Source organism: Arthrobacter sp. P1_H7, assembly GCF_056405215.1.
In genome coordinates, this window is record NZ_JBFUCO010000002.1 from 331,715 (window position 1) to 356,779 (window position 25,065).

Here is a 25,065-nt window from a genome sequence, read left to right on the forward strand (position 1 = left end):
ACCACATAAATTTCTAGACAGAGGGGTTCACATGGCGAACTACACTGCCGCTGATATCAAGGCTCTGCGCGAGCGCACCGGCGCCGGCATGATGGATGTCAAGAAGGCTCTTGACGAAGCCAACGGTGACGCCGAGAAGGCCATCGAAATCATCCGCATCAAGGGCCTGAAGGGCGCCACCAAGCGCGAAGGCCGCTCCACCGCTGAAGGCCTGGTTGCTGCCAAGGTCGCCAACGGCGTCGGCGTGATGATCGAAGTCAACTGCGAGACCGACTTCGTCGCCAAGGCTGACAAGTTCATCCAGCTGGCTGACAAGGTCCTCACCGTGGCCGTCGAGTCCGGCGCTGCCGATCTCGAGACCCTGCTGGCCACCGAGGTCGACGGCAAGCCGCTGTCCGAGGTAGTCATCGAAGAGGGCGCTGTTCTGGGCGAGAAGGTTGTTGTCCGCCGCATCTCCCGCATCGAGGGCGCTACGGTCGACGCTTACCTGCACAAGACCTCCAAGGATCTCCCGGCCCAGGTCGGCGTGCTCTTTGCTGTTGACGGCGAAGGCGAAGCGGCTGCCACCGCAGCCMACGACGTCGCCGTTCACGTCGCTGCGATGTCCCCGAACTACCTCTCCCGCGAGGATGTTCCGGCCGAGCTCGTCGAGTCCGAGCGCCGCATCGCCGAGGAAACCGCCAAGGCCGAGGGCAAGCCCGAAGCCGCGATGACCAAAATCGTCGAAGGCCGCGTCACCGGCTTCTACAAGGGCGAGGTTCTCCTCGACCAGGCATTCGCCAAGGATGCCAAGAAGTCTGTCGCCCAGGTCCTCGAAGAGGCCGGCGTCAAGGGAACCGCGTTCACGCGCTTCCGCGTCGGTTCCTAGTCAGACTGGCCAGACACCAGTCAGGCACTAGCAAGACACGCTAAGGGGGTGGTCACCACGGTGGCCACCCCTTTTGCATGCACCCGTGAGGCACCGGTTCCGGTCACGGCCGGAATGCCGCCCTGGGCGCCCAGCACGATAACCTAACTCAGAGTTCACCAACGGGAAGGCACCATGGAAACCGTCACCACTTCAGCCCAGCCAAAGAAGAACAGGCGCCGCGTCCTCTTGAAGCTCTCCGGCGAGGTCTTCGGCGGCGGGAAACTGGGCGTCGACCCGGATACCGTCCGTGGCGTGGCCAAGCAGATCGCCGCCGCAGTTCCCGACGTCGAGGTCGCAATCGTCGTCGGCGGAGGCAACTTCTTCCGCGGCGCCGAACTGTCCCAGAGCGGCATGGACCGCTCCCGCGCCGACTACATGGGCATGCTCGGAACCGTCATGAACTGCCTCGCGCTCCAGGACTTCCTGGAGCAGGCCGGGGTGGAAACGCGCGTGCAGAGCGCCATCACCATGGGCCAGGTTGCCGAGGCCTACATTCCCCGCCGCGCCATCCGCCACATGGAAAAGGGCCGGGTTGTCATCTTCGGCGCCGGCGCCGGACTGCCGTACTTTTCCACGGACACCGTGGCCGCCCAGCGCGCCATGGAGGTCCACGCCGACGTCGTCCTGATGGCCAAGAGCGGCGTCGACGGCGTCTACACCGCCGACCCGAAGAAGGACCCGACGGCGGAGAAGCTGCACCGCCTCAGCTACGACGACGCCCTCCGCCGCGACATCCGCGTGATGGACCAGACCGCGATGACCATGTGCAAGGACAACAACCTCACGATGGTGGTCTTCGGCATGGAAGGCGAGGGCAACGTCACCCGCGCCATCCGGGGCGAGGACCTGGGCACCGTCGTCACCCCCTAGCAACGGCTAGGATGTTTTCAGGACCTTTCCGCCGCCAGGCGGAAGACAAAAAGCGCCCGGCGGAATACATCAGGCGCACCAAGAAGACGTGCCGCGCCCCGGCCCCCGGGACGCACCAATTTCTGAGGAGAGACCGTGATCGAAGAAACCTTGCTCGAAGCCGGGGACAAGATGGACAAGGCAGTTGAGGTAGCCAAGGAAGACTTCGCCTCGATCCGGACCGGCCGCGCGACGCCTGGCCTGTACAACAAGGTCATCGTCGAGTACTACGGCACGCCGACGCCGCTGCAGCAGCTGGCCTCCTTCGCGGTCCCGGATGCCCGCACCATCCTCGTCACCCCGTACGACAAGACGGCCCTGCGCGACATCGAACGCGCCCTCAGCGACTCCGAGGTGGGCGCCAACCCGTCCAACGACGGCAACGTCATCCGGATCACCATTCCCGAGCTGACGTCTGAACGGCGCAAGGAATACGTCAAGATCGTCAAGTCCAAGGGTGAGGACGCGAAGGTGTCCATCCGCAACATCCGCCGCAAGGCCAAGGAGACGCTGGACAAGCTCGTCAAGGACGGCGACGCCGGCGAAGACGAAGGCGCCCGCGGCGAGAAGGAACTGGACGCCATGACCAAGGCACACGTGGACGGGATCGACGAGCTGCTCAAGCGCAAGGAAGCTGAGTTGCTCGAGGTCTGATGAGTCAGGCACAGGAGGCCTCCGGGCCGCGCGCCCGGAGGCGGGGGAAGCAGCGCGAGAACCCGACGCCCAAAGCGGGCCGGAACCTGCCCGCCGCCACCGTGGTGGGCGTTGGCATGCTGGTGTGCGTCCTCGGCGGCCTGCTGTTCCTCCCGCTGGGCTTCGTCCTGGTGACCGCTACCTTTGCGATCTTCGGCGTCTGGGAGATCTTCCGTGCGCTGGAGGCCGCAGGCACGCGCCTGCCGATCGTGCCGGTGATGGTCGGCACGGTCGCCATGCCGATCGCCGCCTACTTCGGCGGCCTCGAAAGCCTGCTCTTCGCGATGCTCGTCAGCAGCGTGGCTGTGCTGTTGTGGCGGACCCTGGAAGGCGCCGCCGGTTCGGCGCGGAGCATCTTCGCGGGGGTCTTCACCCTGTCCTGGGTGCCGTTCCTGATCAGCTTTGCGACGCTGCTGCTGCACACCGCCGACGGCGAGACACCGGTAGGCCTGTGGCCTGACGGCGTGATTCCGGCCGGTGCGTGGCAGATCGCCACCCTGCTGCTCCTGGTGGTGGCCAACGACACCTTCGGCTACCTCGTGGGCGCCTCCCTGGGCAAGCATCCGATGGCCCCCAAGATCAGCCCCAAGAAGACCTGGGAGGGCTTCGCCGGCTCGATCGCCGGCGCCGTCGTCGTGGGCGTGCTCGCCATGATCTTCGTGCTCGGCGAGCCGTGGTGGTTCGGCGTCGTGCTCGCGGTGGGCATGGTGGCAGCCGCCACCGCCGGCGACCTGGCCGAATCGATGGTCAAGCGCGAGCTCGGCATCAAGGACATGAGCAGCATCCTCCCCGGACACGGAGGCGTCATGGACCGGCTGGACTCGATTGTCTTCGCCTCGCCGGTGGCGTTCATTCTGTTCTCGGCCCTCACGGCCGCCTAGAAGCACACCGGACCAGCACTTCCGGCGCCTAGAATGGTGCCGAGCAAACCAGCCGAACGGCATCAAAGGAACAAAGTAACAGTGGACATTCAACGGCAGATTCCTGCGTCTTTTGACCGCGTGCAGCGGAACCAGTATGGCTACAACGCCAGGCAGGTCGACGATTTCCTGCAGCGCGCACGGGTGTCATTCGAAGCTCCGTCCTCGGCCTCCCGCGCCATCAAGAGCTCGGACGTCCGCGCAGTGTCGTTCGATCCCGTGAAGGGCGGCTACGCCGCGGCCGGCGTGGATGCCGCGCTGGACCGGCTCGAGGACGCCCTCGCCCGGCGCGAGCGCGATGAGCTGGTTGCCGAACGCGGCGAGGAAGCCTGGTTGCGCGAAATCGGCAGGCTCGCGGGCGTCCTGCGCGGGCGCCTGCACCGCCCGGACGGCCAGCGCTTCCGGCGCCCGTCCAAGCCCAAGGCCCGCAGCTACAACACCACCGACGTCGACGACCTCTGCCACGAGCTGATCGGCTACCTCGAGGAGGACCAGCCGCTGAGCGTGGACAACGTCCGGCGCGCCGTGTTCCGCCCCGCGGTGGGCCGGGAAGGCTACGAGGAAAGCCAGGTCGACGCATTCCTCGAGCGCGCCGTCGAGCTCATGGCGGCCATCGACTAGTAACGCCCCCACCCGGAGCCCACCGGCCCGGAACCCCGCTGCCGGGAACCTCACCCCGAGCCACCGACGCCGGATCCCCACCGCCCGGGTCGCCGACGCCGGGTCACCGTTCCGTCGCGAGCGGCCGTTCAGGGGTGTGCAGCCGGGTCATGAGGCGCGTCATCGTCCGCGGCACCCGGCCCCGCGTGGCCCGCGACACCAGGATCGTGACGGCGAACGCGGCCGGCACCGTCCACGCGGCCGGCTGCGCCAGCCACGACGGTGTCTGTGCCGCCCCCAGCACCGAACCGGCCACCATCGCGCTGCCGCAGAGCACGCCCCCGGTCGCCATGCCCGCGATTGCCCCGGCGTCCGTCAGTCCCCGCCACCAGATGCCCAGCAGCAGGACCGGGCAGATCGTGGACGCGGTAAAGGCAAACACGAGTCCCACGCTGCCGGCCAGTGCCAGCGATTCGGTCATCGACGCGATTCCCAGAGGCACCAGCGCCGAGATCAGCGCTGCCAGCCGGAAGCCCCGCACGCTGCCGCCGAACACGTCCTGGCTGATCACGCCGGCCAGCGAGACCACCAGGCCCGACGTCGTCGACAGGAACGCCCCAAACGCCCCGGCCACCACAAGCGCAGAAAGCAGGTCGCCGGCCGCCCCGCCCACCAGGCGGCCAGGCAGCAGCAGCACCAGGGCGTCGGCCGGCCCGCTTTGGGCGAGGTCGGGGGCGTAGGCCCGGCCGATCATGCCGTAGGCCGTGGGGAACAGATAGAAGACCGAGAGCAGGCCCAGGACAATCAGGGTGGTGCGGCGGGCCGACTGTCCGTCCGGATTTGTGTAGAACCGGACCAGCACGTGCGGGAGGCCGAGGGTACCGAAGAGCAGGGCCACGAGCAGCGAAATGACCTGATAGAGGCCCGAGGGTGCCAGCGCCGTCGGATTCACCGCGGGGGCTGCCTCCGCCGGGGAGGTGTTGCCGCCCAGCACCAGCAGCATGAACACGATGGGCACCGCCACCGCGGTCAGCTTCAGCCAGTACTGGAACGCCTGGACGAACGTGATGGAGCGCATCCCGCCCGCCACCACGGTGATGCAGACGACGGCGACCACCGCCACCGGGCCCACCCACGCCGGCAGCCCGGTGGTGATCCGGATGGCCAGTGCGGCGCCGTGGAGTTGCGGGACGATGTAGAGCCAGCCGACCAGGACCACCACCAGGCTTGTGACGCGGCGGACGGCACGCGAATCGAGGCGCGCCTCGGTGAAGTCCGGGATCGTGTAGGCGCCCGAGCGGCGCAGGGGAGCGGCGACGAACAAGAGCAGCATCAGGTATCCGGCCGTGTACCCCACCGGATACCACAGGGCGTCGGTGCCGGAGAGCAGGATGAGCCCGGCGACACCCAGGAAGCTCGCGGCCGAGAGGTACTCCCCGCCGATTGCTGAGGCGTTCCACCACGGCTTGACCGTCCGGGACGCCACGTAGAAGTCCCCGGTGGTGCGCGAGATCCGCAACCCGTAGAAACCGATCACAGCCGTGGCGAGGGAGACGGCGGCGAACGCCGCGACGCCGACGACGGGGTTCACTGTCCGTTCACCCGGCCGCGTGGGTGGCCGCCCGCCGGGCCCCGTACCTGGCCGCCCGCCGAGCCGTTCACGGGGGCCCTCACCTGTTCGGTCATTTGTCGCCGGCGAGGTCCCGGTAGCGGGCCTCGTTCCTGGCCGCGGTCCGCACGTACAGCCAGGCACTGAGGCCGATCACGGGATAGATCCCGGCCCCCAGCAGGACCCAGTCGAAGGGAAGGCCGGCAATCGTGGAGTCCGCCAGGCCCGGGACCAGCCCCAGCATCAGCGGGAAGGCGAGCATGATCAGCAGGAATCCCAGGGCCACTACCAGGCCCAGCCGGAGCTGGGACCGGATGAGCGAACGGACGAACAGCTGCCCGGCGTCGGTCTCCTCCTCCGCTTCGAGGGAGGCTGCCGCGGAGCGCCCGCCGTTCAGGGCGGTGCCGTTTGGTGTGACGCTGTTTGGTGTGACGCTGCGCGGCGCCGTGACCCGGACCCTTGTCATGCCTGCGGCCGGATACGGGTTGCGCCAAGCTTTTCCCGGACAGCTGGCAGGTGCCGGCGGCTGATAGGCAGTTCGGCTCCAGCCACCGTGACGCTGGGCCGGGCTGCGGCGAGCTTCAAGTGGCTGACGTGGCTCAGCGCGATCAGGTAGGAGCGGTGGATGCGAAGGAACCCGGCGTCGGCCCACTGCTGTTCGAGGTCCGCCAGCGGAACCCTGATGAGGTAGCTGGCATCGGCGGTGTGCAGCCGGGCGTAATCACCCTGGGCCTGGACGTAGGTCACGTCTTCGCGACGGATCATTTTCGTGGTCCCGCCCAGGTCCACGGTGATCATTTCGGGTGCAGGGGCACCGTCCTTGAGCAGTTCACTGATGCGTCCGATCGACTTGGCCAGCCTTTCGGCCCGCACGGGCTTGAGCAGGTAGTCCACGGCCGCGAGCTCGAAGGCCTCCAGCGCGCAGTCCTCGTCCGCGGTGACGAAAACGACGGCGGGCGGGCGGGCGCTGCGGGCGATGGCCCGGGCAATGTCCAGCCCGGACAGCGCCGGCATGTGGATGTCGAGGAACACGGCGTCGACGTCTTCGGCTTCGAGGGCACGCAAGGCCTCGGCGCCCGAGGAGGCCCGGTGGATGGCGCCGATCCGGTCATCCCGGCCGAGCAGGAAGGCCAGTTCCTCAACGGCGGGGAGCTCGTCGTCGGCGACGAGGACGTTAATCATGGCTCTAGCGTACTGCCGCGGACATTCTTGCCCGACCGGAATCAGGCGTCGTGCCGGGGCTGGGACTTGGGAACGCGCATCGTGATCAGGGTGCCTTCGCCGGGCGCGGTCTCGATCACGAGGCCGTTGTCGTCGCCGTAGACCTGGCGCAGGCGGGCGTCGACGTTGCGCAGCCCGACGTGGTCGCCGTCGCTGTGCCCGGCAAGGACAGAGCGCAGCTGGTCCGGGTCCATGCCCACGCCGTCGTCCTCGATCGTCACTTCCGCGAAGGCGCCGGAGTCGTTCGCCGTGATGGAGATGTGGCCCGGGCCCTCCTTGGCCTCCAGCCCGTGCCGGACCGCGTTTTCCACGAGCGGCTGCAGGCTCAGGAAGGGGATCACGGTGCTGAGCACCTCGGGAGCGATCCGCAGGCTGACCTGGACGCGGTCCCCGAACCGGGCCCGCTCCAGGAGCAGGTAGCGGTCGATGCAGCGCAGTTCCTCGGCCAGGGTGGTGAAGTCGCCGTGGCGGCGGAAGGAGTAACGGGTGAAATCGGCGAACTCCACCACGAGCTCCCGCGCCCGGACCGGATCCGTGTTGATGAAGGATGCGATCGCGTTGAGCGAGTTGTAAATGAAGTGCGGACTGATCTGGGCGCGGAGGGCGCGGACCTCGGCTTCCATCAGGAGCGTGCGGGAAGCGTCGAGCTCGGCCAGTTCCACCTGCGTGGCCACCCAGTCAGCCACCTCGCCGGTGGCACGGACCAGTCCCGCCCCGGCGGCCGGCGCGAAGGCGGCCACCACACCCACCACCCGCGTGCCGGTTTTGATCGGGGCGATCACGACGGCGCGCTCCACCTCCGGCGCCAGCATCACGCCGCCGTCGCCAGCGGCCAGGAGCTCGAGTTCGCCTGCCGGAATGACGGCGAGGTGGCCGCCGTCGAACACTTTTGACGCGAGCCCCATCAGGGCAGGCTTGAGCTCCTCGGCGGCGCCGTCCCACGCGAGCACGCCGGTTGTGTCGGTGATGGCGAGGGCATCGCAGCCCAGGATGCTGCGCAGCTGCCGGCTGGCCTTGGCCGCGCCGGCAGGGTTCAGCCCGGTCCGCAGGTACTGGCCGGCCCGGGAGGCGGCGTGGAGCGTTTTGTACGTGGCGCGCTCCGCATCGGTGCCGAGGTCGCGGAAGGAGCGGAGGACCTGGAGCCCGACGGCGACGACCACCGCGATCGCCATGGCGATCACCGCGACAGCGGCGGCGGTGAACAGGGGAGAGTCCGGCATGATGCCCAGCCTACCGCCGGTGCCGGGCTGACGGCTCTGGCACGTGCCCGGACCCCGATGGCCGCGAAACAGGTGTATCGGTCGCCGTTTGGCGCAACGCCGGGACCGCTGAGCGACGCAGCTCGCCCCGGCTGTAGTAGGCAACCCACGCCACGGTGCACAGTGATTGCAGTCACATCGGCAGATTGGGTTGTAGGGCGCGTCCCGCGCAGACCACGGCAACCGGTGTGGGCTCACCAGTCTCAATGAGGAGGAACCGATGGGTCACGACGCCCAAGAAACGGACGCTGCGGCGGCCGTGGACTTCAAGGAAGTCCAGTCGACGGAGCAGTTCCAGGAACTGCGCACACGTCACCGCAGCTTTGTCTTCCCGCTGTCCATTGCCTTTCTGCTCTGGTACTTCGCCTATGTCCTGCTGGCCGACTACGCGGTGGGATTCATGTCGATCAAGGTCTGGGGCAACATCACCGTTGGCCTGATCCTGGGCCTGCTGCAGTTTGTCTCCACGTTCGCGATCACCGGCTGGTACGTCAGCTATTCGAACCGCAAGCTGGACCCCATTGCCTCCGAGATCCGCCAGGAAATCGAGGGGCACGAATTCGACAAGCACGGCAACCCGGTTGGGGGGACAGCAAAATGACACTCATGGTTCCCGCAGTCAACGTTGCGGATCTCAAGGACACCACCCTGCTGAACATGGGCATCTTCGCCCTCTTCGTCGCGATCACCATGGTCATTGTGATCAGGGCCAGCCGCAACAACAAGACGGCGGCCGACTACTACGCGGCCGGACGTTCCTTCACGGGCCCGCAGAACGGCACCGCCATCGCCGGCGACTACCTCTCCGCAGCGTCCTTCCTCGGCATCACCGGCGCCATCGCCATCAACGGCTACGACGGCTTCATGTACTCCATCGGCTTCCTCGTCGCCTGGCTCGTCGCCCTGCTGCTCGTCGCCGAACTGCTCCGCAACACTGGCAAGTTCACCATGGCCGATGTCCTCTCCTTCCGGCTCAAGCAGCGCCCCGTGCGCATCGCGGCAGCCATCTCCACGCTGGCCGTCTGCTTCTTCTACCTGCTGGCCCAGATGGCCGGTGCCGGCAGCCTCATCTCACTGCTCCTGGGCATCAGCGACTGGGGCGGACAAGCCCTGGTGATCATCGTCGTCGGCGCCCTGATGATCATGTACGTCCTGATCGGCGGCATGAAGGGCACCACCTGGGTGCAGATCATCAAGGCCATGCTCCTGATCGCCGGAGCCGCCGTCATGACCTTCTGGGTCCTCGCGATCTACGGCTTCAACCTCTCCGACCTGCTGGGCGGCGCGGTGGAAACCTCGGGCAACCCGAACCTGCTCAACCCGGGACTGCAGTATGGCAAGACCGAGACCTCCAAGGTCGACTTCCTGTCCCTCGGCCTGGCTCTGGTGCTCGGCACCGCAGCCCTGCCACACGTGCTCATGCGCTTCTACACGGTTCCGACCGCAAAGGAAGCCCGCAAGTCGGTGGTGTGGTCCATCTGGCTCATCGGCATCTTCTACCTGTTCACCCTGGTCCTGGGCTACGGCGCAGCTGCGCTGGTGGGCGCCGACACCATCAAGGCAGCCCCCGGCGGCGTCAACTCGGCCGCGCCGCTGCTCGCCTTCCACCTCGGCGGTCCGCTGCTCCTGGGCTTCATCTCGGCGGTGGCCTTCGCGACCATCCTGGCCGTCGTCGCCGGCCTCACCATCACCGCGGCAGCATCCTTCGCACACGACATCTACGCCAGCGTGATCGCCAAGGGGAAGGCAGACGCCGCCACCGAGGTCAAGGTTGCCCGCCGCACCGTGGTGGTGATCGGCCTGCTGGCCATCGCCGGCGGCATCTTCGCCAACGGACAGAATGTCGCGTTCCTCGTGGCGCTCGCCTTCGCCGTGGCTGCCTCCGCCAACCTTCCGACCATCCTCTATTCACTGTTCTGGCGCCGGTTCACCACCCAGGGAGCCCTGTGGAGCATGTACGGCGGATTGTCCGCGGCCATCATCCTGATTGCGCTCTCTCCGGTGGTTTCCGGGGCCAAGACGTCGATGATTCCCGGCGCCAACTTCGCGATCTTCCCGCTGAGCAACCCCGGCATCGTCTCCATCCCGCTCGCGTTCTTCCTGGGCTGGCTGGGCACCGTGCTGGACAAGCGGAAGGAAGACGCCACGAAGCAGGCCGAAATGGAGGTCCGTTCCCTGACGGGTGTGGGCGCCGAAAAGGCTACCAACCACTAGAAAGGCCGCACCACCAGAGAGGCTCCCGTGCAGCAGCACGGGAGCCTCTCCCGTGGAAGGGCGTCCGATGCGAAGGTGTTTTCCTGGATCAGCGCTGAGGCCTCAGCCGAATGTTCACCATCTTCAGCTCGTCGTGGCCCTCGAAGCGGTAGGCCAGCTCCACACTCTTCGTGTCACAGTCGATCGTTCCGGCGACGTCGGCGGCGTTGGCGCCGTTGTTGGAGCTGACGTTGAGGGTTGAAAAGTTTGGTTTACAGCTGCCGTCAAGCTCCAGGCTCTGCACCCCCGCGGCGAACTCCTCCGGGGAAATCTTCCGCATGAGGGCCGGATCCAGGTACTTCTCGTAGGCGGTGCTGACCTCGCCCGCGATCAGCAGCCTGGTGAAATCGTCCGCGATGCCCCGGGCCTGGTTGGTGGCTCCGCCCAGCACGTTGAGGAGGACAACGACGCCGGCACTCACCAGCAGGAGCACACCGCCGACGATCCCGAGGACAATCCACAGGGCCTTGCGGCTCCTTTTCGGGGGCGGCTGGGCGCCGCCGCCGTAGTAGGGCGGCGGCTGACCCGGGCCTCCGTAGTACGGAGGCGCGCCGTTGGCCGGTGGCGGGTAGTTGGGTGCCGCGCCGTTGGCGGGTGGCGGGTAGTTGGGTGCCGCGCCGTCGGCGGGTGGCGGGTAGTTGGGTGCCGCGGCGTCGGCGGGTGGCGGGTAGTTGGGTGCCGCGGCGTCGGCGGGTGGCCCGGGCGTGGGCGCGTAGTACGGAACGGGCGGCTGGCCGGGCGCCGGGTGGCCGGCTGCAGGCTCATGCCCGGGCTGCGGCGGCACCGGGCGGTGTGGTTCCTCGGGACTGCTCACGGTTCAAGCCTTTCCGGCAGTCCAGACAAGCCACTGCCTGTTGCACTGGGCCGCGTGCGCGGACCCAAGGACTCAGGGGGACCCAACGGACACAGCCTAGCGCCGCGGCCGCCCACGGCACAGATGAAAAGCGGATCAGTTATCCGCGGATCCGCGCTCCAGCAGGGGCTGGATCCGGAACGGGATCAGCTCGCCCATCGCCAGTGCCGTATCGGTCCGGTCCACGCCGTCGCAGGCCAGGATCTTGCCGTTGATCCGGAACAGGTCCTCGGCGTCCAGCGCCACCACCCGCAGGAGCAGATCGGCCGAGCCCGTCAGGCCGTAGCCCTCCAGGATTTCCGGAATCCCGGCGAGCTCGACGGCGAGGGGACCGAGCTTCTGTTGCTGGACGTGGACGGAGATGAAAGCCATCAGCGGGTACCCCAGGGACACCGGATTGATCCGCCGCTCGAAGGAGAGGAACACGTGCTTCTTCTCCAGCTGGGCCATCCTGGCCTGCACCGTATTGCGCGAGAGCCCGAGCTTCTGGGCGAGGGCAACCACGGTCCGCCGGGGGTCCCGCGCCATGGCCGAAAGCAGGCGGGTGTCAGTGCCATCCAAGGTTTGCATAATGCGCAAGATTAGCACGGTTGGCGGATGCCAAACAGTGCATAATGCTCAACTTTTTTGCGGGTGGTTGTACCCGATGAGCATTGTGAGTAGGGTCACAATTATCCGGGGCAACGGCGCCCGGGCGGCTGGCGCGCCGCGGGATCACGAGTCCTGCGCGTTCCGGTCAGACGACGTCAGAAGGTGCGGACAACAGTGTTTACCGACGACGCGGGCAAGGGCGGCATTGCCGCCGGGGGCCCCGGAAACAGTGAAAATTCTATGCGGCGGACGGGCGGCGACCTCGTCCAGCTCATCACCCCGGCGGGCGAGCGCATCAGCCATCCCGAGTTCGATCCCTGGCTCCAGGACGTCAGCGATGAGCAGCTTTGCGCGCTCTATGAGGACATGGTGGTCATCCGCCGGATCGATGCTGAAGCCACCGCCCTCCAGCGGCAGGGCGAACTGGCACTGTGGCCGCCGCTGCTCGGCCAGGAAGCATCCCAGATCGGCTCGGCCCGCGCCCTGCGCGAGGACGACTTTGTCTTCCCGAGCTACCGCGACAACGGCGTCGCCTACTGCCGGGGAGTGAAGCCGGAGGACCTCGTCCGCGCGTGGCGTGGCAACGCGTCCGCCGGCTGGGACCCGTTCACCGTCAACGTTGCCACCCAGCAGATCATCATCGGTGCGCAGAGCCTGCACGCCACGGGCTACGCCATGGGCATCCAGAACGACGGCGCCGATTGCGTCGCCGTGGCCTACTTCGGCGACGGCGCCACGAGCGAAGGCGACGTCAATGAGGCCATGGTCTTTGCCGCGAGCTTCCAGGCGCCGGTCGTCTTCATCTGCCAGAACAACCACTGGGCGATCTCCGAGCCCGTCCGGCTGCAGTCCCACATCCAGCTTGCGGACAGGGCATCCGGCTTCGGCATCCCCAGCATGCGGGTCGATGGAAACGATGTCCTCGCCGTCATGGCAGCCACCCGCATCGCCCTGGACCGCGCCCGGCGCGGGGGCGGCCCCACCTTCATCGAGGCCGTGACCTACCGGATGGGCCCGCACACGACGGCGGATGACCCCACCCGCTACCGGGATGCCAACGAGCTCGAGGACTGGGCCGCCAAGGACCCGATCAGCCGGGTGAAATCGCTGCTGGAGCGCAAGGGGCTGCTGACCGCGGACCTCGAGGCCGCCGTCGCCGCGCAGGCCGACGCCGTGGCCAAGGACCTCCGGGCCGGCACCATCAACATGCCCGAGCCGCAGCCGCTGGATATCTTCAAGCACGTGTACAGCACGCCTCACTCCTGGCTGGACCGCCAGCAGGAGCACTACTCCCGTTACCTGGCTTCCTTCGGCGATCCCGCAGAAGCCGCTTCTGAAGAAGGTGCACGCTGATGACGCAGATGACCTTTGCCCGAGCCATCAATTCGGGCCTGCGCAAGTCCCTCGAAAACGATCCCAAGGTGGTCCTGATGGGGGAGGACATCGGCGCCCTTGGCGGTGTCTTCCGTGTCACGGACGGGCTGCAGAAAGACTTTGGGAAGCACCGCGTCGTGGACACCCCGCTCGCCGAGTCCGGCATCATGGGCACCGCCGTCGGCCTGGCATACCGCGGCTACCGTCCGGTGGTGGAGATCCAGTTCGACGGGTTTATCTACCCGGCGTTCGACCAGATCGTCAGCCAGGTCGCCAAGATGCACTACCGCACCCAGGGCGCGGTCAAGATGCCCATCACCATCCGCGTGCCGTTCGGCGGCGGCATCGGCTCGCCGGAGCACCACTCGGAATCGCCCGAGGCCTACTTCACCCACACCTCGGGGCTGCGCGTGATCAGCGTGTCCAACCCCCAGGACGCCTACACCATGATCCAGCAGGCCATCGCCTCCGATGATCCCGTCCTGTACTTCGAGCCCAAGCGGCGCTACCACGACAAGGGCGAGGTGGACGAGAGCGTCGACCTGAGCACTGCCCTGTCCATGGAAAAGGCCCGCGTGGTCACGGAGGGGACGGACGTCACCCTCGTGGCCTACGGCCCGCTGGTCAAGACCGCCCGCGACGCCGCCCTGGCGGCCGCCGACGAAGGCATCTCGGTCGAGGTCATCGACCTCCGCTCACTGGCACCACTGGACTTCGCCACCCTTGAGGCCTCGGTCCGCAAGACCGGCCGGCTGGTCATCACCCACGAGGCCAGCCAGTCCGGCGGCCTCGGCGCCGAAGTCGCCGCGAGCATCACCGAGCGTTGCTTCTACCACCTCGAGGCCGCTCCCGTCCGCGTGACCGGCTTCGACGTTCCCTACCCCTACTCCAAGCTGGAAATGCACCACCTGCCGGGCCTTGACAGGATTCTCGACGGCGTCGACCGTGCCCTCGGCCGCCCCAACTCCCTCAGCGGGCTGGAAGGATGAGCGCCACCATGATCAAGGAATTCAGGCTCCCGGACCTCGGCGAAGGACTGACGGAATCGGAAATCGTGGCCTGGAAGGTCGCGGTGGGGGACACCGTCACCCTCAACCAGATCATCGCCGAGGTGGAGACGGCCAAGGCCGTCGTCGAGCTGCCCTCGCCGTTCGCCGGCGTTGTTGCGGCCCTGCACGAACAGCCCGGCACCGTCGTGGAGGTCGGGAAGCCGATCGTCTCCTTCGAAATTGAGGGTGACGACGGTGCCGACGGCTCAGGCGGCGGCGCTGAGGCCGGCGGCAAACGTGAGCCGAACCTCGTGGGCTACGGCGCCGTCCTCGAAGCCTCCGGCCGGCCCGCCCGCCGGGCCCGCACGTTCGCTGCCCCGGCAGCTTCTCCAGCCGCGGCCGAGCCGGTGGCACCGGTCCGCGTAGTCGAGCCGGTCGCACCTTTCCGCGCACCAGAGCCGGTCGAAACCAAGCCGGCCGCTTCCGCACCGGGGGAGCGCCCGCGGTCCACGCCGCCGGTGCGCAAGCTGGCCAAGGATCTCGGCGTCGACCTCGAGGCCGTGACCGGTTCGGGGGAGCACGGGCTCATCACCCGCGACGATGTGCTGAACTTCGTCGGCGGCGGGGACCTGCCCTCGGCGGTGCAGGGACTTGGGGCCGAGGAAGCCGCCGGCGCGACAGCGCAGGCCGCAGGGCTTGTCCAGGCCCGGGGCGAGCGGGAGACCCGCACGCCCATCAAGGGGGTGCGGAAGTTCACGGCCGCCGCCATGGTGGCCAGTGCCTTCACCGCACCGCACGTCACCGAGTTCCTGACCGTCGACGTTACGCCCACCATGGAGCTGCTGGCACGGCTCAAGGCCAGCCGCGCGTTCGCCGGGTACAAGCTCACCCCGCTGACGCTCGTGTCCAAGGCGGTGCTGATTGCGCTGCGCAACCACCCGACGCTCAACGCCCGGTGGGACGAGGCCAACCAGGAGATCGTCCAGTTCAACTACGTGAACCTGGGCATCGCGGCCGCGACCCCGCGGGGGCTGACGGTTCCGAACATCAAGGACGCGGACCGGATGTCCCTCATGGATCTCTCCACCGCCCTGACGGAACTGACGGACACGGCCCGGGCCGGGAAGACGAGCCCCGAGGCGCTCTCCGGCGGCACGATCTCCATCACGAACATCGGCGTCTTCGGCATCGACGCCGGCACGCCCATCCTGAACCCGGGCGAGGCAGCCATCCTGGCCCTCGGCGCGGTGAAGAAGATGCCGTGGGAGTACCAGGACGAGGTCGCCCTGCGCCAGGTCATGACCCTCAGCCTCTCCTTCGACCACCGGCTGGTCGACGGCGAACAGGGCTCGCGGTTCCTCCAGGATCTCGGGGCCATGCTGGCCGATCCGGGCATGGTCCTCGCGATGGTCTAGGCCCCCTCTAGACAGCTGCCGGCTGCTCCGTCCGAAAGGAAGGGGCAGCCGGCAGTTTTTTGTGGGCGGGTGCTTCCGTCCGGGGGCACTTTGGGGATAATTTTCGACGGCGGCGGCCCAGTTGGCGGCGTGTCCGTGCCAAAGTCCCCCCGGGGCGCAGGCTGGATGGAGCGTGGTGGGCGGGTTCCGCGGCCCCGGAAGGGGTGCAGTCCGGCGGGGCGTCAGTCTTCCGGCAGCGTCGCCGGTGCCAGGAGCGCGGCCAGCGCCATGCTTTCCAGCAGCGGCCTGGCGCGTCGGACGCCGATCCGGCGCCCGTGGCTGCGCACGGAGTGCGGGGTCGAGTTGATCAGGCCGAAGGTGGCGTGCGCGCGCATCCGCAGTTCGGCGGCCTCCGTGCCCTCGTGCAGTCCGGCCAGCACGTCCACCCAGAGTTCAACGTAGTTGCGCTGGAGCGTGCGGACCTCGGCCTGGTCCTCGCCGGCCAGGTTGCTGAAGTCCTGGTCCTGGACCCGGATGACGTCCGGGTTGCTGAGGGCAAAATCGACGTGGAAGGCCACCAGCCCGCCCAGCGCCGCCAGGTCGCCGTCGGAATCGGCCACCACCTTGCGTCCGCCGTCGAGCAAGTCCTGGCTGACACTGAGCAGCAGGGCGCCGAGGACGGCCTGTTTGCCGGCGAAATGACGGTAGACGGCCGGCCCGCTGACGCCGGCAGCGGCGCCGAGATCCTCCAGGGAAACGCGGTTAAAGCCCTCCAAGGCAAAGAGCGCGGCGGCGGCGGACAGGAGGGCCTGCCGCCTGTTGGCCTTGGCCTGGCTGCGCTGGGTCGAGGCTGCGTGCGTTGAGGCTGCCTGGGCTGACGGAAGCTGGGCAGTCTGGCTGGGCTCGGTCACCGGAGCATCCCCTCGTTGCAAATGATCCCTGTGTTGGACATCACAGTTAATAGAGACTAACCTAAATCTCAGTTATGCGGTACTAACCGAAATAGCCGGGGCGGCCTGAGCTGCCGGTCCGGCGCGCAGGTCCGCGCAGGTCAGGGAACGGAAGCAGTCAATGGAGACAATCGCCAGCCGGGTGGATGCGACGAGCACCGCCTACGCCGCGAACCGGGAAGCCCAACTGGGGCTGGCCGGAGAGCTGAGGGATCGGCTCGCCACCGCCGCACTGGGCGGGCCGGCAAAGTCCCGGGAACGCCACGTGGCGCGCGGCAAGCTTCTTCCGCGCGAGCGCATTGACCAGCTGCTCGATGACGGCAGCCCCTTCCTGGAGATCGCCCCGCTGGCGGCGGACGGCATGTACGACGGCGACTCGCCCGGCGCCGGCGTCATTGCCGGCATCGGGCTGGTGCACGGCCGCCAGGTGCTGGTCATTTCCAACGACGCCACGGTCAAGGGCGGCACCTATTATCCGATGACGGTGAAGAAGCACCTCCGCGCACAGGAAATCGCGCTGGAAAACCGGCTTCCGTGCATCTACCTCGTGGACTCGGGCGGGGCGTTCCTGCCCAAGCAGGACGAGGTCTTCCCGGACAAGGAACATTTCGGCCGGATCTTCTTCAACCAGGCGAGGATGTCCGCGGCGAAGATCCCGCAGATCGCCTCCGTCATGGGCTCCTGCACCGCCGGCGGCGCGTACGTTCCCGCGATGAGCGACGAGACGGTGATTGTCCGCAACCAAGGCACCATCTTCCTGGGCGGCCCGCCGCTGGTGAAGGCCGCGATCGGCGAGATCGTCACGGCGGAGGAACTCGGCGGCGGCGACGTGCACTCGAAAATCTCCGGCGTCACCGACCACCTGGCCGAGAACGACGAGCACGCCCTCCAGATCGTCCGCGACATCGTCTCCACCCTGCCGAAGCCCGCCCCGCCCGTCTGGGACGTGGACACCGTCGTCGAGCCCGTTGCCGACCCGGACGAGCTCTACGGTGCCGTTCCCACGGACGTCAACGCCCAGTACGACGTGCGCGAGGTCATCGCCCGGCTGGTCGACGGCAGCCGGTTCCATGAGTTCAAGAAGAACTACGGCACCACCCTGGTCACGGGCTTCGCCAATCTGCACGGCCACCCGGTGGGCATCGTGGCGAACAACGGCGTGCTGTTCAGCGAGTCCTCCCTCAAGGGCGCGCACTTCATCGAACTCTGCGACCAGCGCGGCATCCCGCTGATCTTCCTGCAGAACCTCTCCGGCTTCATGGTCGGCAAGGACTACGAGCAGGGCGGCATCGCCAAGAACGGCGCCAAGATGGTCACCGCCGTCGCCACCGCCAGGGTTCCCAAGCTCACGGTGGTGATTGGCGGCTCCTTCGGCGCCGGCAACTATTCGATGTGCGGGCGGGCCTACTCGCCGCGCTTCCTGTGGATGTGGCCGGCGTCGCGGATCTCCGTGATGGGCGGCAACCAGGCCTCCAGCGTGCTCGCGACCGTGAAGCGGGACCAGTACGAGGCCCGCGGCGAGGAATGGTCCGCCGCGGACGAGGAAGCGTTCAAGGCCCCCATCAAGGCCCAGTACGAGGACCAGGGCAGCCCCTACTACTCCACCGCCCGGCTCTGGGACGACGGCGTGATCGACCCCGCGGACACCCGCACCGTCCTGGGACTGGCGCTCGACGTCGTCTCCCGCACCCCACTGCCGGAGACCTCCTTCGGCCTGTTCCGGATGTGAGCCAGCAATGACCATTTCTTCGCCCACCACGCCTTCCGTGGCCACCCCGCCAGCCGCCCCCACCACCGGCACCCCGCTGTTCGGCAGCGTGCTCGTCGCCAATCGCGGCGAAATCGCCTGCCGCGTCATCCGGACCCTGCGCGCCCTCGGGATCCGTTCGGTGGCCGTCTATTCCGACGCCGACGCCGGTGCCCGGCACGTGCGGGAGGCGGACGTCGCGGTGCGGATCGGCCCCGCCGCCGCCACCGAGAGCTACCTGAAGATTGACGCCATCCTGCAGGCCTGCCGCGACACCGGCGCCGAAGCCGTGCACCCGGGCTACGGCTTCCTGAGCGAAAACGTCGACTTCGCCCGCGCCCTGGAAGCAGCCGGGATCACGTTCATCGGCCCCGGCGTCGAATCCCTGAACGTCATGGGCGACAAGATCCGCTCCAAGAACCACGTCACCGGCTACGGTGTCCCGGTGGTCCCGGGCATCGCCGAACCCGGCATGACCGACGCCCAGCTGATCGAGGCCGCGGCCGGCGTCGGCTTCCCGCTGCTGATCAAGCCCTCCGCCGGCGGCGGCGGCAAGGGCATGCACATCGTCGAACGCGCCGAGGACCTTGAAGCCACGCTGGCCACCGCCCGCCGGGTCGCGGCGAGCGCCTTCGGCGACGACACCTTGTTCCTGGAACGGCTCGTGCTCACCCCGCGGCACATCGAGGTCCAGGTGCTGGCGGACAACCACGGCAACGTCATCCATCTGGGGGAGCGCGAGTGCTCGCTGCAGCGCCGCCACCAGAAGGTCATCGAGGAAGCCCCGTCCCCGCTGCTGGAGTCCCTCCCCGACGGGGCGGCTATCCGGGCCCGGATCGGCGAGGCTGCCTGCAACGCCGCGCGCAGCGTGAAGTACAGCGGCGGCGGCACCGTGGAATTCCTGGTTTCGGACGCCGCCCCGGACGAGTTCTTCTTCATGGAGATGAACACCCGCCTGCAGGTAGAGCACCCGGTCACCGAGATGGTCACCGGCGTGGACCTCGTCGAATGGCAGGTCCGCATCGCCGCCGGCGAGGAACTCACGGTGACCCAGGCCGACGTCGTGCTCACCGGCCACTCGGTGGAGGCACGCGTCTACGCCGAGGTGCCGGAGAAGAACTTCCTGCCCTCAGGCGGTGAAGTGCTGCTACTGGACGAATTGCCCGGCCCGGCCCAGCGCCCGAGCGCTCCGGCGCGCAACGAAGTCGAAACGGCCCGCGGCCGCGTCCGGGTGGACTCCGCCCTCGTCCACGGACTCGAGATCTCCTCCAGCTACGATCCGATGATTTCCAAGGTCATCGCCTGGGGCGAGGACCGGGCGGCGGCTTTGGATACCCTGGACGAGGCGCTCGCCGGGTACACAGTGCTGGGCGTCGACACCAATGTTGAGTATCTCAGGTTGCTGGTCAACGACGCCGACGTCCGCGCCGGCCGGCTCGACACCGGCCTGATCGAACGCAAGATGCCGGACTTCAGCTTCCGGCGGGTGGGCGACAGCGAACTTGTGGTCGCCGCACTGTACGCCTTGGCCTTGACGGAGGAAGCCAAGCAGGAGGAGCGTGAAGGCAGCCCGTGGCAGCGCCGCGACGGCTGGCGGATCGGTGCGCCGGCGCCGCGCCGGATCAGCCTGGGAACTCCCGATGGCGGTGTCGCCACAGTGGAGGTGAGGGGCCCGGCCGCGGGGGAGCAGGTCACTGTAAGCGTTAACGGAGGGCCGCAGCTCACCGCCTTCCTGGAGTACACCGCGCGGGATCGCCCGGTGCTCACCCTCGATGGCGGGGCCAGCAGCTATGCACTTGCCCCCGTTCGCACCGGTCCTGCCGCCCAGAGATGGATGGCTCCCGATCCCCGCGCCCTATCGGCACTCTTCCTCGGCAACGAGGGCTGGTCGTGCCGCCTCGAGGTGCTCACCCGCGAGGCGCGGCTGGCCAGGGTGCTGGCCGCGATCGAACGCGAGGAAGGCGCGGCTGACCCGGCCGTGCGCTCGCCGATGCCCGGCACCGTGGTATCCGTGTCCGTCGGCAACGGCGACACCGTGGAGGCCGGCCAGGTCCTGCTCTCCGTGGAGGCGATGAAGATGGAGCACCAGCTCGTGGCGCCCCTGGACGGAACCGTCCACATCAGCGTCGGCTCCGGCGACCTCGTCAAGGCAGACCAGGTGCTGGCGACGATCCACCCCGCCGTCCCGACTGAACCCTCGAAGGCGGAGGACACGATCGAGGAAGCCGTCATCGCGATGGGTGCGGCCGAATGACTGCACCGTACTGATCCACCGCGGGCTGGCCAGTCCCAGCCCAGCCAACACCCATTTTCAACAGACCACAGATGCACCTCAGACAAAGGAGTCACCCCATGCCAGATTTTGAACTCAGCGAGGACTACCAGATCCTTAGCGACACCGTCCGCGAATTCGCCGACGAGGTGGTGGCCCCGGTCTCCGCCAAGCACGACGAAGAGCACAGCTTCCCCTACGAAGTGGTCTCCCAGATGGCGGACATGGGCCTCTTCGGCCTGCCGTTCCCGGAAGAGTTCGGCGGCATGGGCGGGGACTACTTCGCCCTGGCCCTGGCCCTGGAGCAGCTCGGCCGGGTGGACCAGTCCGTCGCCATCACCCTCGAGGCCGGCGTCTCGCTCGGCGCGATGCCGATCCACCGCTTCGGCAACGAGGCGCAGAAACAGGGGTGGCTGCCGCTGCTGGCCTCCGGCAAGGCGCTCGCCGGCTTCGGCCTGACCGAGCCGGAAGCCGGCTCCGATGCCGGCGGCACCAAGACCACAGCCAAGCTGGGCGGCGGAGAGTGGGTCATCAACGGCAACAAGGAGTTCATCACCAACTCCGGCACGGACATCACCAGGCTCGTCACCGTCACCGCCGTCACCGGCCAGGAGGAGCGTGCGGACGGCAGCACCAAGAAGGAAATCTCCACCATCCTGGTGCCCACCAACACCCCGGGCTTCACAGCGGAAAAGGCCTACAACAAGGTTGGCTGGAACGCCTCCGACACCCACCCGCTGACCCTCGACAACGTCCACGTCCCCGAGGAGAACCTGCTCGGCACCCGGGGCCGCGGTTACGCGAACTTCCTCTCCATCCTCGATGAAGGCCGGATCGCGATCGCGGCACTCGCCGTCGGAGCCGCCCAGGGCTGTGTGGACCAGTCGGTGAAATACGCCAAGGAACGCAGCGCGTTCGGGCAGAACATCGGCAAGTACCAGGCCATCGCCTTCAAGATCGCCCGGATGGAAGCCCGCGCCCACACGGCCCGCCTGGCCTACTACGACGCGGCCGCCCGGATGCTTGCCGGCAAGCCGTTCAAGACGCAGGCGGCCATCGCTAAGATGGTCGCAGGCGAGGCAGCCATGGACAACGCGCGGGACGCCACCCAGGTGTTCGGCGGCTATGGCTTCATCAACGAATTCACCGTGGCACGCCACTACCGCGACTCCAAGATCCTTGAAGTCGGCGAGGGCACCACGGAGGTCCAGCTGATGCTGATCGCCCGCGAACTGGGACTGTAGCCGGCCGGAAGGATCACCGATGATCAACAAAGTTGTTGCCAGCGCCGCCGAGGCCGTCGCGGACATCCACGACGGCGCCTCCCTCGCCGTCGGCGGGTTCGGGCTGTGCGGCATCCCCGTGACGCTGATCGAGGCCCTGCATGAGCGAGGTGCCACGGACCTGGAAACCGTCAGCAACAACTGCGGCGTCGACGACTGGGGCCTCGGGATCCTGCTCAAGGACGGCCGGATCCGGCGCACCATCAGCTCCTACGTAGGCGAGAACAAGGAGTTCGCCCGGCAGTACCTTTCCGGCGAGCTGGAGGTGGTGCTCACCCCGCAGGGCACGCTGGCGGAAAAGCTGCGCGCCGGCGGCGCGGGCATCCCCGCGTTCTATACCCCGGCCGGCGTCGGGACCCAGGTCTCCGACGGCGGCCTGCCGCAGAAGTACGACGCCGAGGGCAACGTCGCGATTGCCTCCGCCGCCAAGGAAGTCCGCAGCTTCCACGGCGCCGACTACGTGCTGGAAGAATCGCTGACGCCCGACTTCGGCCTGGTGCACGCCTGGAAGGGTGACCGCCACGGCAACCTCGTCTTCCACGCCACGGCCATGAATTTCAACCCGCTGTGCGCCATGGCCGGGAAGATCACCATCGCCGAGGTCGAGGAACTCGTGCAGCCGGGGGAGCTGGACCCGGAGCACGTCCACGTCCCGGGGATCTTCGTCCAGCGCGTGGTCCTGGCCCCGCAGGGCGAGAAACGCATTGAGAAGCGGACGGTTGCGGTGGCCACCGGCGCCTCCGGCACACCAATTCTGTCGCCGGAGCAGGCAGGAGCATAGCCGTGGAAACGAACAAAGCCCCCGAGGCCCCACCCCGTCCCGAGGCCGTGCGCCACGAATACCGCCGCTCCGCCGTCGTACACGCCGCCGGCATTGACGGCAAGGGCTGGACCCGCAATGAACTCGCGGCCCGGGTGGCGCAGGAACTGCACAACGGCCAGTACGTCAATCTCGGCATCGGCATGCCGACGCTGATACCGAACTACATTCCGGCCGGCGTCGAGGTGGTGCTGCATTCGGAAAACGGCATCCTGGGCGTCGGGCCGTACCCGGCCGAGGATGAGGTCGATCCGGACCTGATCAATGCCGGCAAGGAAACCGTCACGGTCAACAAGGGTGCGGCGTTCTTCGATTCCGCCGTCTCCTTCGGCATGATCCGGGGCGGCCACGTCGATGTGGCCGTGCTAGGCGCCATGGAGGTCGCCGCCAACGGCGACCTCGCCAACTGGATGATCCCGGGCAAGATGGTCAAGGGCATGGGCGGCGCGATGGACCTGGTGTTCGGGGCCAAGAAGGTGATCGTGATGATGGATCACGTGGACCGCAACGGCAAACCGAAAATCGTGGAAACCTGCACGCTGCCGTTGACCGGCAAGGGCTGCGTGGACCGGATCATCACCGACCTCGCCGTGATCGACGTCGTGACCGAGGGCGGGAAGTCCCGGCTGGTGCTGCGGGAGCTGGCGCCGAACGTGTCCGTGGAGGACGTGGTGGCCGCCACCGGAGCCGAACTCTTTGAGGAAGACCAGGAACTGACCGTATGAGCGACGCAGACACGACTTCACCGGGCACAGGCGCACACCCGGGTACCGGCACCCCCCGGGTGATCGAGCAGCGCGGCCTCTATTTCGATGAGCTTCAGGAGGGCGTGGTCTACGCCCACCGGCCGGGCCGGACGGTCACGGAGACGGATAACGTCCTGTTCACCACCATGACCATGAACACCCAGGCCCTGCACCTCGACGCGGCCTGGAGCGCAGGGCAGCCCTTCGGCCAGCGGCTGATGAATTCGATGTTCACCCTTGCCACGGTGGTGGGCCAGTCCGTGCCGCAGCTGACCCAGGGCACCATCATCGCCCAGCTGGGCCTGACGGATGTGTCCTTTCCGCGCCCGCTGTACCACGGGGACACCCTGTACACGGAGACGGTGGTGACCGGGAAGAGACTGTCCGCGTCCCGCCCCGGCCAGGGCATCGTGACCATGCAGCACACCGGACGGAACCAGCGCGGGGACGTAGTGGCGCTCGCCGTCCGCAGCTGCCTGATGTGGACACGCGAGGCCCACGCCGCTGCCGAGCTGGAAGCGGCGCAAAAGGGGAGAATAGAGACATGAGTTTCCTGATGGGCCCTGCCCTGCTGTTCTGCCCCGCCGACCGCCCCGAGCGGTACCAGAAAGCCGCCGAACGCTCCGACACCGTGATCGTGGACCTCGAGGACGCCGTCGCCCCCGCCGACAAGCAGCGGGCCCGGGGCGCCATCCTCGCCCAACTCGGCGCCACCGGCGACGTCCCGGAACTGGATCCGTCCCGCACGATCGTCCGGGTCAACCCGGCGGGCACGGACGAGTTCGAGAAGGACCTGCACTGCCTCAAGCACACGCCCTACCGGCACATCATGCTGGCCAAGGCGGAGAGCGCGGCCCAGCTGAGGGTACTCGAGGGCTACAGCGTGATTGCCCTCTGCGAGACGGCCGCCGGCGTGCTCAACGCCGCCGCCATCGCCGCCGAGCCCAATGTGGTGGCCCTGATGTGGGGTGCGGAGGACCTGCTGGCGTCGCTCGGCGGAACCTCCAGCCGATCGGAGGACGGCAGCTACCGGGCCGTCGCGCTGCACGCCCGTTCCAGTGTCCTGCTGGCCGCCGGCGCCTTCGGCAAGGACGCGATCGACGCCGTGTACGTCAACATCCCGGATCTGGCCGGGCTGGCCCTCGAATCCCGTGACGCCGTGGCATCCGGATTCTCGTCCAAGGCCTGCATCCACCCGGACCAGGTGGCCGTGGTCCGCGAAGCCTACGCGCCCACCGAGGCCGACGTCTCAGCGGCCGCCGAGCTGCTCGACGCCGCCTCTGCCGCAGGCTCGGGCGTCTTCCAGTTCAAGGGCAAGATGATCGACGGGCCCATCCTCAAGCACGCCGCGTCCACACTGCGCCGCGCGGGCCGCGTCGGGTCCTGACCGCCGGGTCCTGGACGCCGTCACGTGCCCGCCGGGTCCTGGACGCCGTCACGTGCCCATCGGGTCCTGGACGGTCACGTGCCCATCGGGTCCTGGACGCGGTCACGTGCCCATCGGGTCCTGGACGCAGTCACGTGCCCACCAACGTGTGCCCGGGTGAAGCTCTGCCGTGTGAAACTCGTCGATTCGCCACAGATGGCCGGAATGGCTGGTCCTATTGCGGCCATCTGCGTCGAATGGGTGCCCTGTGGCTCTGAATCCTCGACCAGTCTCCGAGGCCCGTGC

At 67.9% G+C, this 25,065-nt stretch carries 24 protein-coding genes; 17 read left to right on the forward strand and 7 right to left on the reverse strand.

The features are described from left to right. Positions 1 to 31 precede the first annotated feature (31 nt). The 5 genes from tsf to AC1DXI_RS02225 all read left to right on the forward strand — a co-directional run bounded on the left by tsf (position 32) and on the right by AC1DXI_RS02225 (position 4,053). Positions 32 to 868, forward strand: coding sequence for a translation elongation factor Ts (tsf, locus tag AC1DXI_RS02205; protein ID WP_476937258.1), 837 nt, complete (start codon positions 32 to 34; stop codon positions 866 to 868). A gap of 174 nt (positions 869 to 1,042) precedes the next feature. After that, on the forward strand, positions 1,043 to 1,780 hold the full coding sequence (gene pyrH, locus AC1DXI_RS02210) for a UMP kinase (protein ID WP_018774549.1): 738 nt from the start codon (positions 1,043 to 1,045) through the stop codon (positions 1,778 to 1,780). A 135-nt stretch (positions 1,781 to 1,915) separates the two neighbouring features. Next, positions 1,916 to 2,473 carry a ribosome recycling factor gene (gene frr / locus AC1DXI_RS02215; protein WP_018774548.1) on the forward strand — a complete coding sequence of 186 codons (558 nt, stop codon included), beginning with the start codon at positions 1,916 to 1,918 and terminating at the stop codon, positions 2,471 to 2,473. Further along, positions 2,473 to 3,393, forward strand: a complete 921-nt coding sequence (locus AC1DXI_RS02220) for a phosphatidate cytidylyltransferase (RefSeq protein ID WP_018774547.1) — start codon at positions 2,473 to 2,475, stop codon at positions 3,391 to 3,393. The genes frr and AC1DXI_RS02220 overlap by 1 nt, the downstream gene beginning before the upstream one ends. Before the next feature lie 33 nt (positions 3,394 to 3,426). After that, positions 3,427 to 4,053, forward strand: a complete 627-nt coding sequence (locus AC1DXI_RS02225; RefSeq protein WP_476937259.1) for a DivIVA domain-containing protein — start codon at positions 3,427 to 3,429, stop codon at positions 4,051 to 4,053. A gap of 103 nt (positions 4,054 to 4,156) precedes the next feature. On the opposite strand, the gene AC1DXI_RS02230 is transcribed toward AC1DXI_RS02225, so the two are convergent. From AC1DXI_RS02230 to AC1DXI_RS02245, 4 genes are all read right to left on the reverse strand, one after another. Beyond that, on the reverse strand, positions 4,157 to 5,623 hold the full coding sequence (locus tag AC1DXI_RS02230; RefSeq protein ID WP_476937260.1) for a sodium/solute symporter: 1,467 nt from the start codon (positions 5,621 to 5,623) through the stop codon (positions 4,157 to 4,159). 91 nt (positions 5,624 to 5,714) lie between these two features. Further along, positions 5,715 to 6,107 (reverse strand): DUF485 domain-containing protein, encoded by a 393-nt coding sequence (locus AC1DXI_RS02235; protein ID WP_476937261.1) that lies wholly within the window; start codon positions 6,105 to 6,107, stop codon positions 5,715 to 5,717. Further along, complete coding sequence (locus tag AC1DXI_RS02240) at positions 6,104 to 6,823, reverse strand: LytR/AlgR family response regulator transcription factor (RefSeq protein ID WP_476937262.1); 720 nt, start codon at positions 6,821 to 6,823, stop codon at positions 6,104 to 6,106. Before AC1DXI_RS02240 ends, AC1DXI_RS02235 begins: the two co-directional genes overlap by 4 nt. 41 nt (positions 6,824 to 6,864) lie before the next feature. Further along, positions 6,865 to 8,082 (reverse strand): sensor histidine kinase, encoded by a 1,218-nt coding sequence (locus AC1DXI_RS02245; RefSeq protein WP_018774542.1) that lies wholly within the window; start codon positions 8,080 to 8,082, stop codon positions 6,865 to 6,867. Between the two features lie 259 nt (positions 8,083 to 8,341). Between AC1DXI_RS02245 and AC1DXI_RS02250 the strand changes: the two genes are divergently transcribed. Beyond that, positions 8,342 to 8,722 (forward strand): DUF485 domain-containing protein, encoded by a 381-nt coding sequence (locus tag AC1DXI_RS02250; RefSeq protein ID WP_018774541.1) that lies wholly within the window; start codon positions 8,342 to 8,344, stop codon positions 8,720 to 8,722. Beyond that, on the forward strand, positions 8,719 to 10,335 hold the full coding sequence (locus tag AC1DXI_RS02255) for a solute symporter family protein (protein WP_026266623.1): 1,617 nt from the start codon (positions 8,719 to 8,721) through the stop codon (positions 10,333 to 10,335). The genes AC1DXI_RS02250 and AC1DXI_RS02255 overlap by 4 nt, the downstream gene beginning before the upstream one ends. Positions 10,336 to 10,423: 88 nt before the next feature. Here the strand turns inward: AC1DXI_RS02255 and AC1DXI_RS02260 are convergent, their stop codons facing one another. Then, a complete protein-coding gene (locus AC1DXI_RS02260; RefSeq protein WP_476937263.1) occupies positions 10,424 to 11,188 on the reverse strand; it encodes a hypothetical protein in 765 nt (254 codons plus the stop codon). 135 nt (positions 11,189 to 11,323) lie between these two features. Beyond that, entirely contained in the window at positions 11,324 to 11,797 is a 474-nt protein-coding gene (locus tag AC1DXI_RS02265; protein ID WP_026266622.1) for an Lrp/AsnC family transcriptional regulator, read from the reverse strand. A gap of 195 nt (positions 11,798 to 11,992) precedes the next feature. Here AC1DXI_RS02265 and pdhA point away from each other — a divergent pair, with 195 nt between their 5' ends. Genes pdhA through AC1DXI_RS02280 form a run of 3 tightly spaced genes read left to right on the forward strand, consistent with a single transcriptional unit; the run spans position 11,993 to position 15,596 of the window. After that, positions 11,993 to 13,171 carry a pyruvate dehydrogenase (acetyl-transferring) E1 component subunit alpha gene (gene pdhA, locus AC1DXI_RS02270; RefSeq protein ID WP_476937264.1) on the forward strand — a complete coding sequence of 393 codons (1,179 nt, stop codon included), beginning with the start codon at positions 11,993 to 11,995 and terminating at the stop codon, positions 13,169 to 13,171. Then, positions 13,171 to 14,181: an alpha-ketoacid dehydrogenase subunit beta gene (locus AC1DXI_RS02275; RefSeq protein WP_476937265.1), complete on the forward strand. Its 1,011-nt coding sequence runs from the start codon at positions 13,171 to 13,173 to the stop codon at positions 14,179 to 14,181. Before pdhA ends, AC1DXI_RS02275 begins: the two co-directional genes overlap by 1 nt. Then, positions 14,178 to 15,596: a dihydrolipoamide acetyltransferase family protein gene (locus AC1DXI_RS02280; protein ID WP_476937266.1), complete on the forward strand. Its 1,419-nt coding sequence runs from the start codon at positions 14,178 to 14,180 to the stop codon at positions 15,594 to 15,596. The genes AC1DXI_RS02275 and AC1DXI_RS02280 overlap by 4 nt, the downstream gene beginning before the upstream one ends. 221 nt (positions 15,597 to 15,817) lie before the next feature. Here AC1DXI_RS02280 and AC1DXI_RS02285 read toward each other — a convergent pair whose 3' ends face one another. Then, the gene (locus AC1DXI_RS02285) at positions 15,818 to 16,486 is read right to left on the reverse strand and encodes an SACE_7040 family transcriptional regulator (protein WP_018774534.1); all 669 of its coding nucleotides are present in this window, start codon (positions 16,484 to 16,486) and stop codon (positions 15,818 to 15,820) included. 160 nt (positions 16,487 to 16,646) lie between these two features. Between AC1DXI_RS02285 and AC1DXI_RS02290 the strand changes: the two genes are divergently transcribed. The 7 genes from AC1DXI_RS02290 (at position 16,647) to AC1DXI_RS02320 (ending at position 24,780) form a co-directional block, all read left to right on the forward strand. Beyond that, positions 16,647 to 18,254, forward strand: a complete 1,608-nt coding sequence (locus AC1DXI_RS02290; protein ID WP_476937267.1) for a carboxyl transferase domain-containing protein — start codon at positions 16,647 to 16,649, stop codon at positions 18,252 to 18,254. 7 nt (positions 18,255 to 18,261) lie between these two features. After that, positions 18,262 to 20,526: an acetyl/propionyl/methylcrotonyl-CoA carboxylase subunit alpha gene (locus AC1DXI_RS02295; protein WP_476937268.1), complete on the forward strand. Its 2,265-nt coding sequence runs from the start codon at positions 18,262 to 18,264 to the stop codon at positions 20,524 to 20,526. Positions 20,527 to 20,624: 98 nt separating this feature from the next. After that, positions 20,625 to 21,788, forward strand: a complete 1,164-nt coding sequence (locus tag AC1DXI_RS02300) for an acyl-CoA dehydrogenase family protein (RefSeq protein WP_476937269.1) — start codon at positions 20,625 to 20,627, stop codon at positions 21,786 to 21,788. Positions 21,789 to 21,807: 19 nt separating this feature from the next. After that, a complete protein-coding gene (locus AC1DXI_RS02305; RefSeq protein WP_476937270.1) occupies positions 21,808 to 22,608 on the forward strand; it encodes a CoA transferase subunit A in 801 nt (266 codons plus the stop codon). A 2-nt stretch (positions 22,609 to 22,610) separates the two neighbouring features. Beyond that, entirely contained in the window at positions 22,611 to 23,372 is a 762-nt protein-coding gene (locus AC1DXI_RS02310) for a CoA transferase subunit B (RefSeq protein ID WP_476937271.1), read from the forward strand. Then, on the forward strand, positions 23,369 to 23,941 hold the full coding sequence (locus tag AC1DXI_RS02315; RefSeq protein ID WP_476937272.1) for a MaoC family dehydratase: 573 nt from the start codon (positions 23,369 to 23,371) through the stop codon (positions 23,939 to 23,941). The genes AC1DXI_RS02310 and AC1DXI_RS02315 overlap by 4 nt, the downstream gene beginning before the upstream one ends. Continuing rightward, on the forward strand, positions 23,938 to 24,780 hold the full coding sequence (locus AC1DXI_RS02320; protein ID WP_476937273.1) for an HpcH/HpaI aldolase/citrate lyase family protein: 843 nt from the start codon (positions 23,938 to 23,940) through the stop codon (positions 24,778 to 24,780). Before AC1DXI_RS02315 ends, AC1DXI_RS02320 begins: the two co-directional genes overlap by 4 nt. Positions 24,781 to 25,065 lie beyond the last annotated feature (285 nt).

Coding starts and splice junctions, on each gene's coding strand:
- pyrH (WP_018774549.1), top strand. CDS start 1,043: ATGGAAACCGTCACCACTTCAGCCCAGCCAAAGAAGAACAGGCGCCGC.
- AC1DXI_RS02220 (WP_018774547.1), top strand. CDS start 2,473: ATGAGTCAGGCACAGGAGGCCTCCGGGCCGCGCGCCCGGAGGCGGGGG.
- AC1DXI_RS02225 (WP_476937259.1), top strand. CDS start 3,427: ATGGTGCCGAGCAAACCAGCCGAACGGCATCAAAGGAACAAAGTAACA.
- AC1DXI_RS02235 (WP_476937261.1), bottom strand. CDS start 6,107: ATGACAAGGGTCCGGGTCACGGCGCCGCGCAGCGTCACACCAAACAGC.
- AC1DXI_RS02240 (WP_476937262.1), bottom strand. CDS start 6,823: ATGATTAACGTCCTCGTCGCCGACGACGAGCTCCCCGCCGTTGAGGAA.
- AC1DXI_RS02245 (WP_018774542.1), bottom strand. CDS start 8,082: ATGCCGGACTCTCCCCTGTTCACCGCCGCCGCTGTCGCGGTGATCGCC.
- AC1DXI_RS02250 (WP_018774541.1), top strand. CDS start 8,342: ATGGGTCACGACGCCCAAGAAACGGACGCTGCGGCGGCCGTGGACTTC.
- AC1DXI_RS02255 (WP_026266623.1), top strand. CDS start 8,719: ATGACACTCATGGTTCCCGCAGTCAACGTTGCGGATCTCAAGGACACC.
- AC1DXI_RS02265 (WP_026266622.1), bottom strand. CDS start 11,797: ATGCAAACCTTGGATGGCACTGACACCCGCCTGCTTTCGGCCATGGCG.
- AC1DXI_RS02275 (WP_476937265.1), top strand. CDS start 13,171: ATGACGCAGATGACCTTTGCCCGAGCCATCAATTCGGGCCTGCGCAAG.
- AC1DXI_RS02280 (WP_476937266.1), top strand. CDS start 14,178: ATGAGCGCCACCATGATCAAGGAATTCAGGCTCCCGGACCTCGGCGAA.
- AC1DXI_RS02290 (WP_476937267.1), top strand. CDS start 16,647: ATGGAGACAATCGCCAGCCGGGTGGATGCGACGAGCACCGCCTACGCC.
- AC1DXI_RS02295 (WP_476937268.1), top strand. CDS start 18,262: ATGACCATTTCTTCGCCCACCACGCCTTCCGTGGCCACCCCGCCAGCC.
- AC1DXI_RS02300 (WP_476937269.1), top strand. CDS start 20,625: ATGCCAGATTTTGAACTCAGCGAGGACTACCAGATCCTTAGCGACACC.
- AC1DXI_RS02305 (WP_476937270.1), top strand. CDS start 21,808: ATGATCAACAAAGTTGTTGCCAGCGCCGCCGAGGCCGTCGCGGACATC.
- AC1DXI_RS02315 (WP_476937272.1), top strand. CDS start 23,369: ATGAGCGACGCAGACACGACTTCACCGGGCACAGGCGCACACCCGGGT.
- AC1DXI_RS02320 (WP_476937273.1), top strand. CDS start 23,938: ATGAGTTTCCTGATGGGCCCTGCCCTGCTGTTCTGCCCCGCCGACCGC.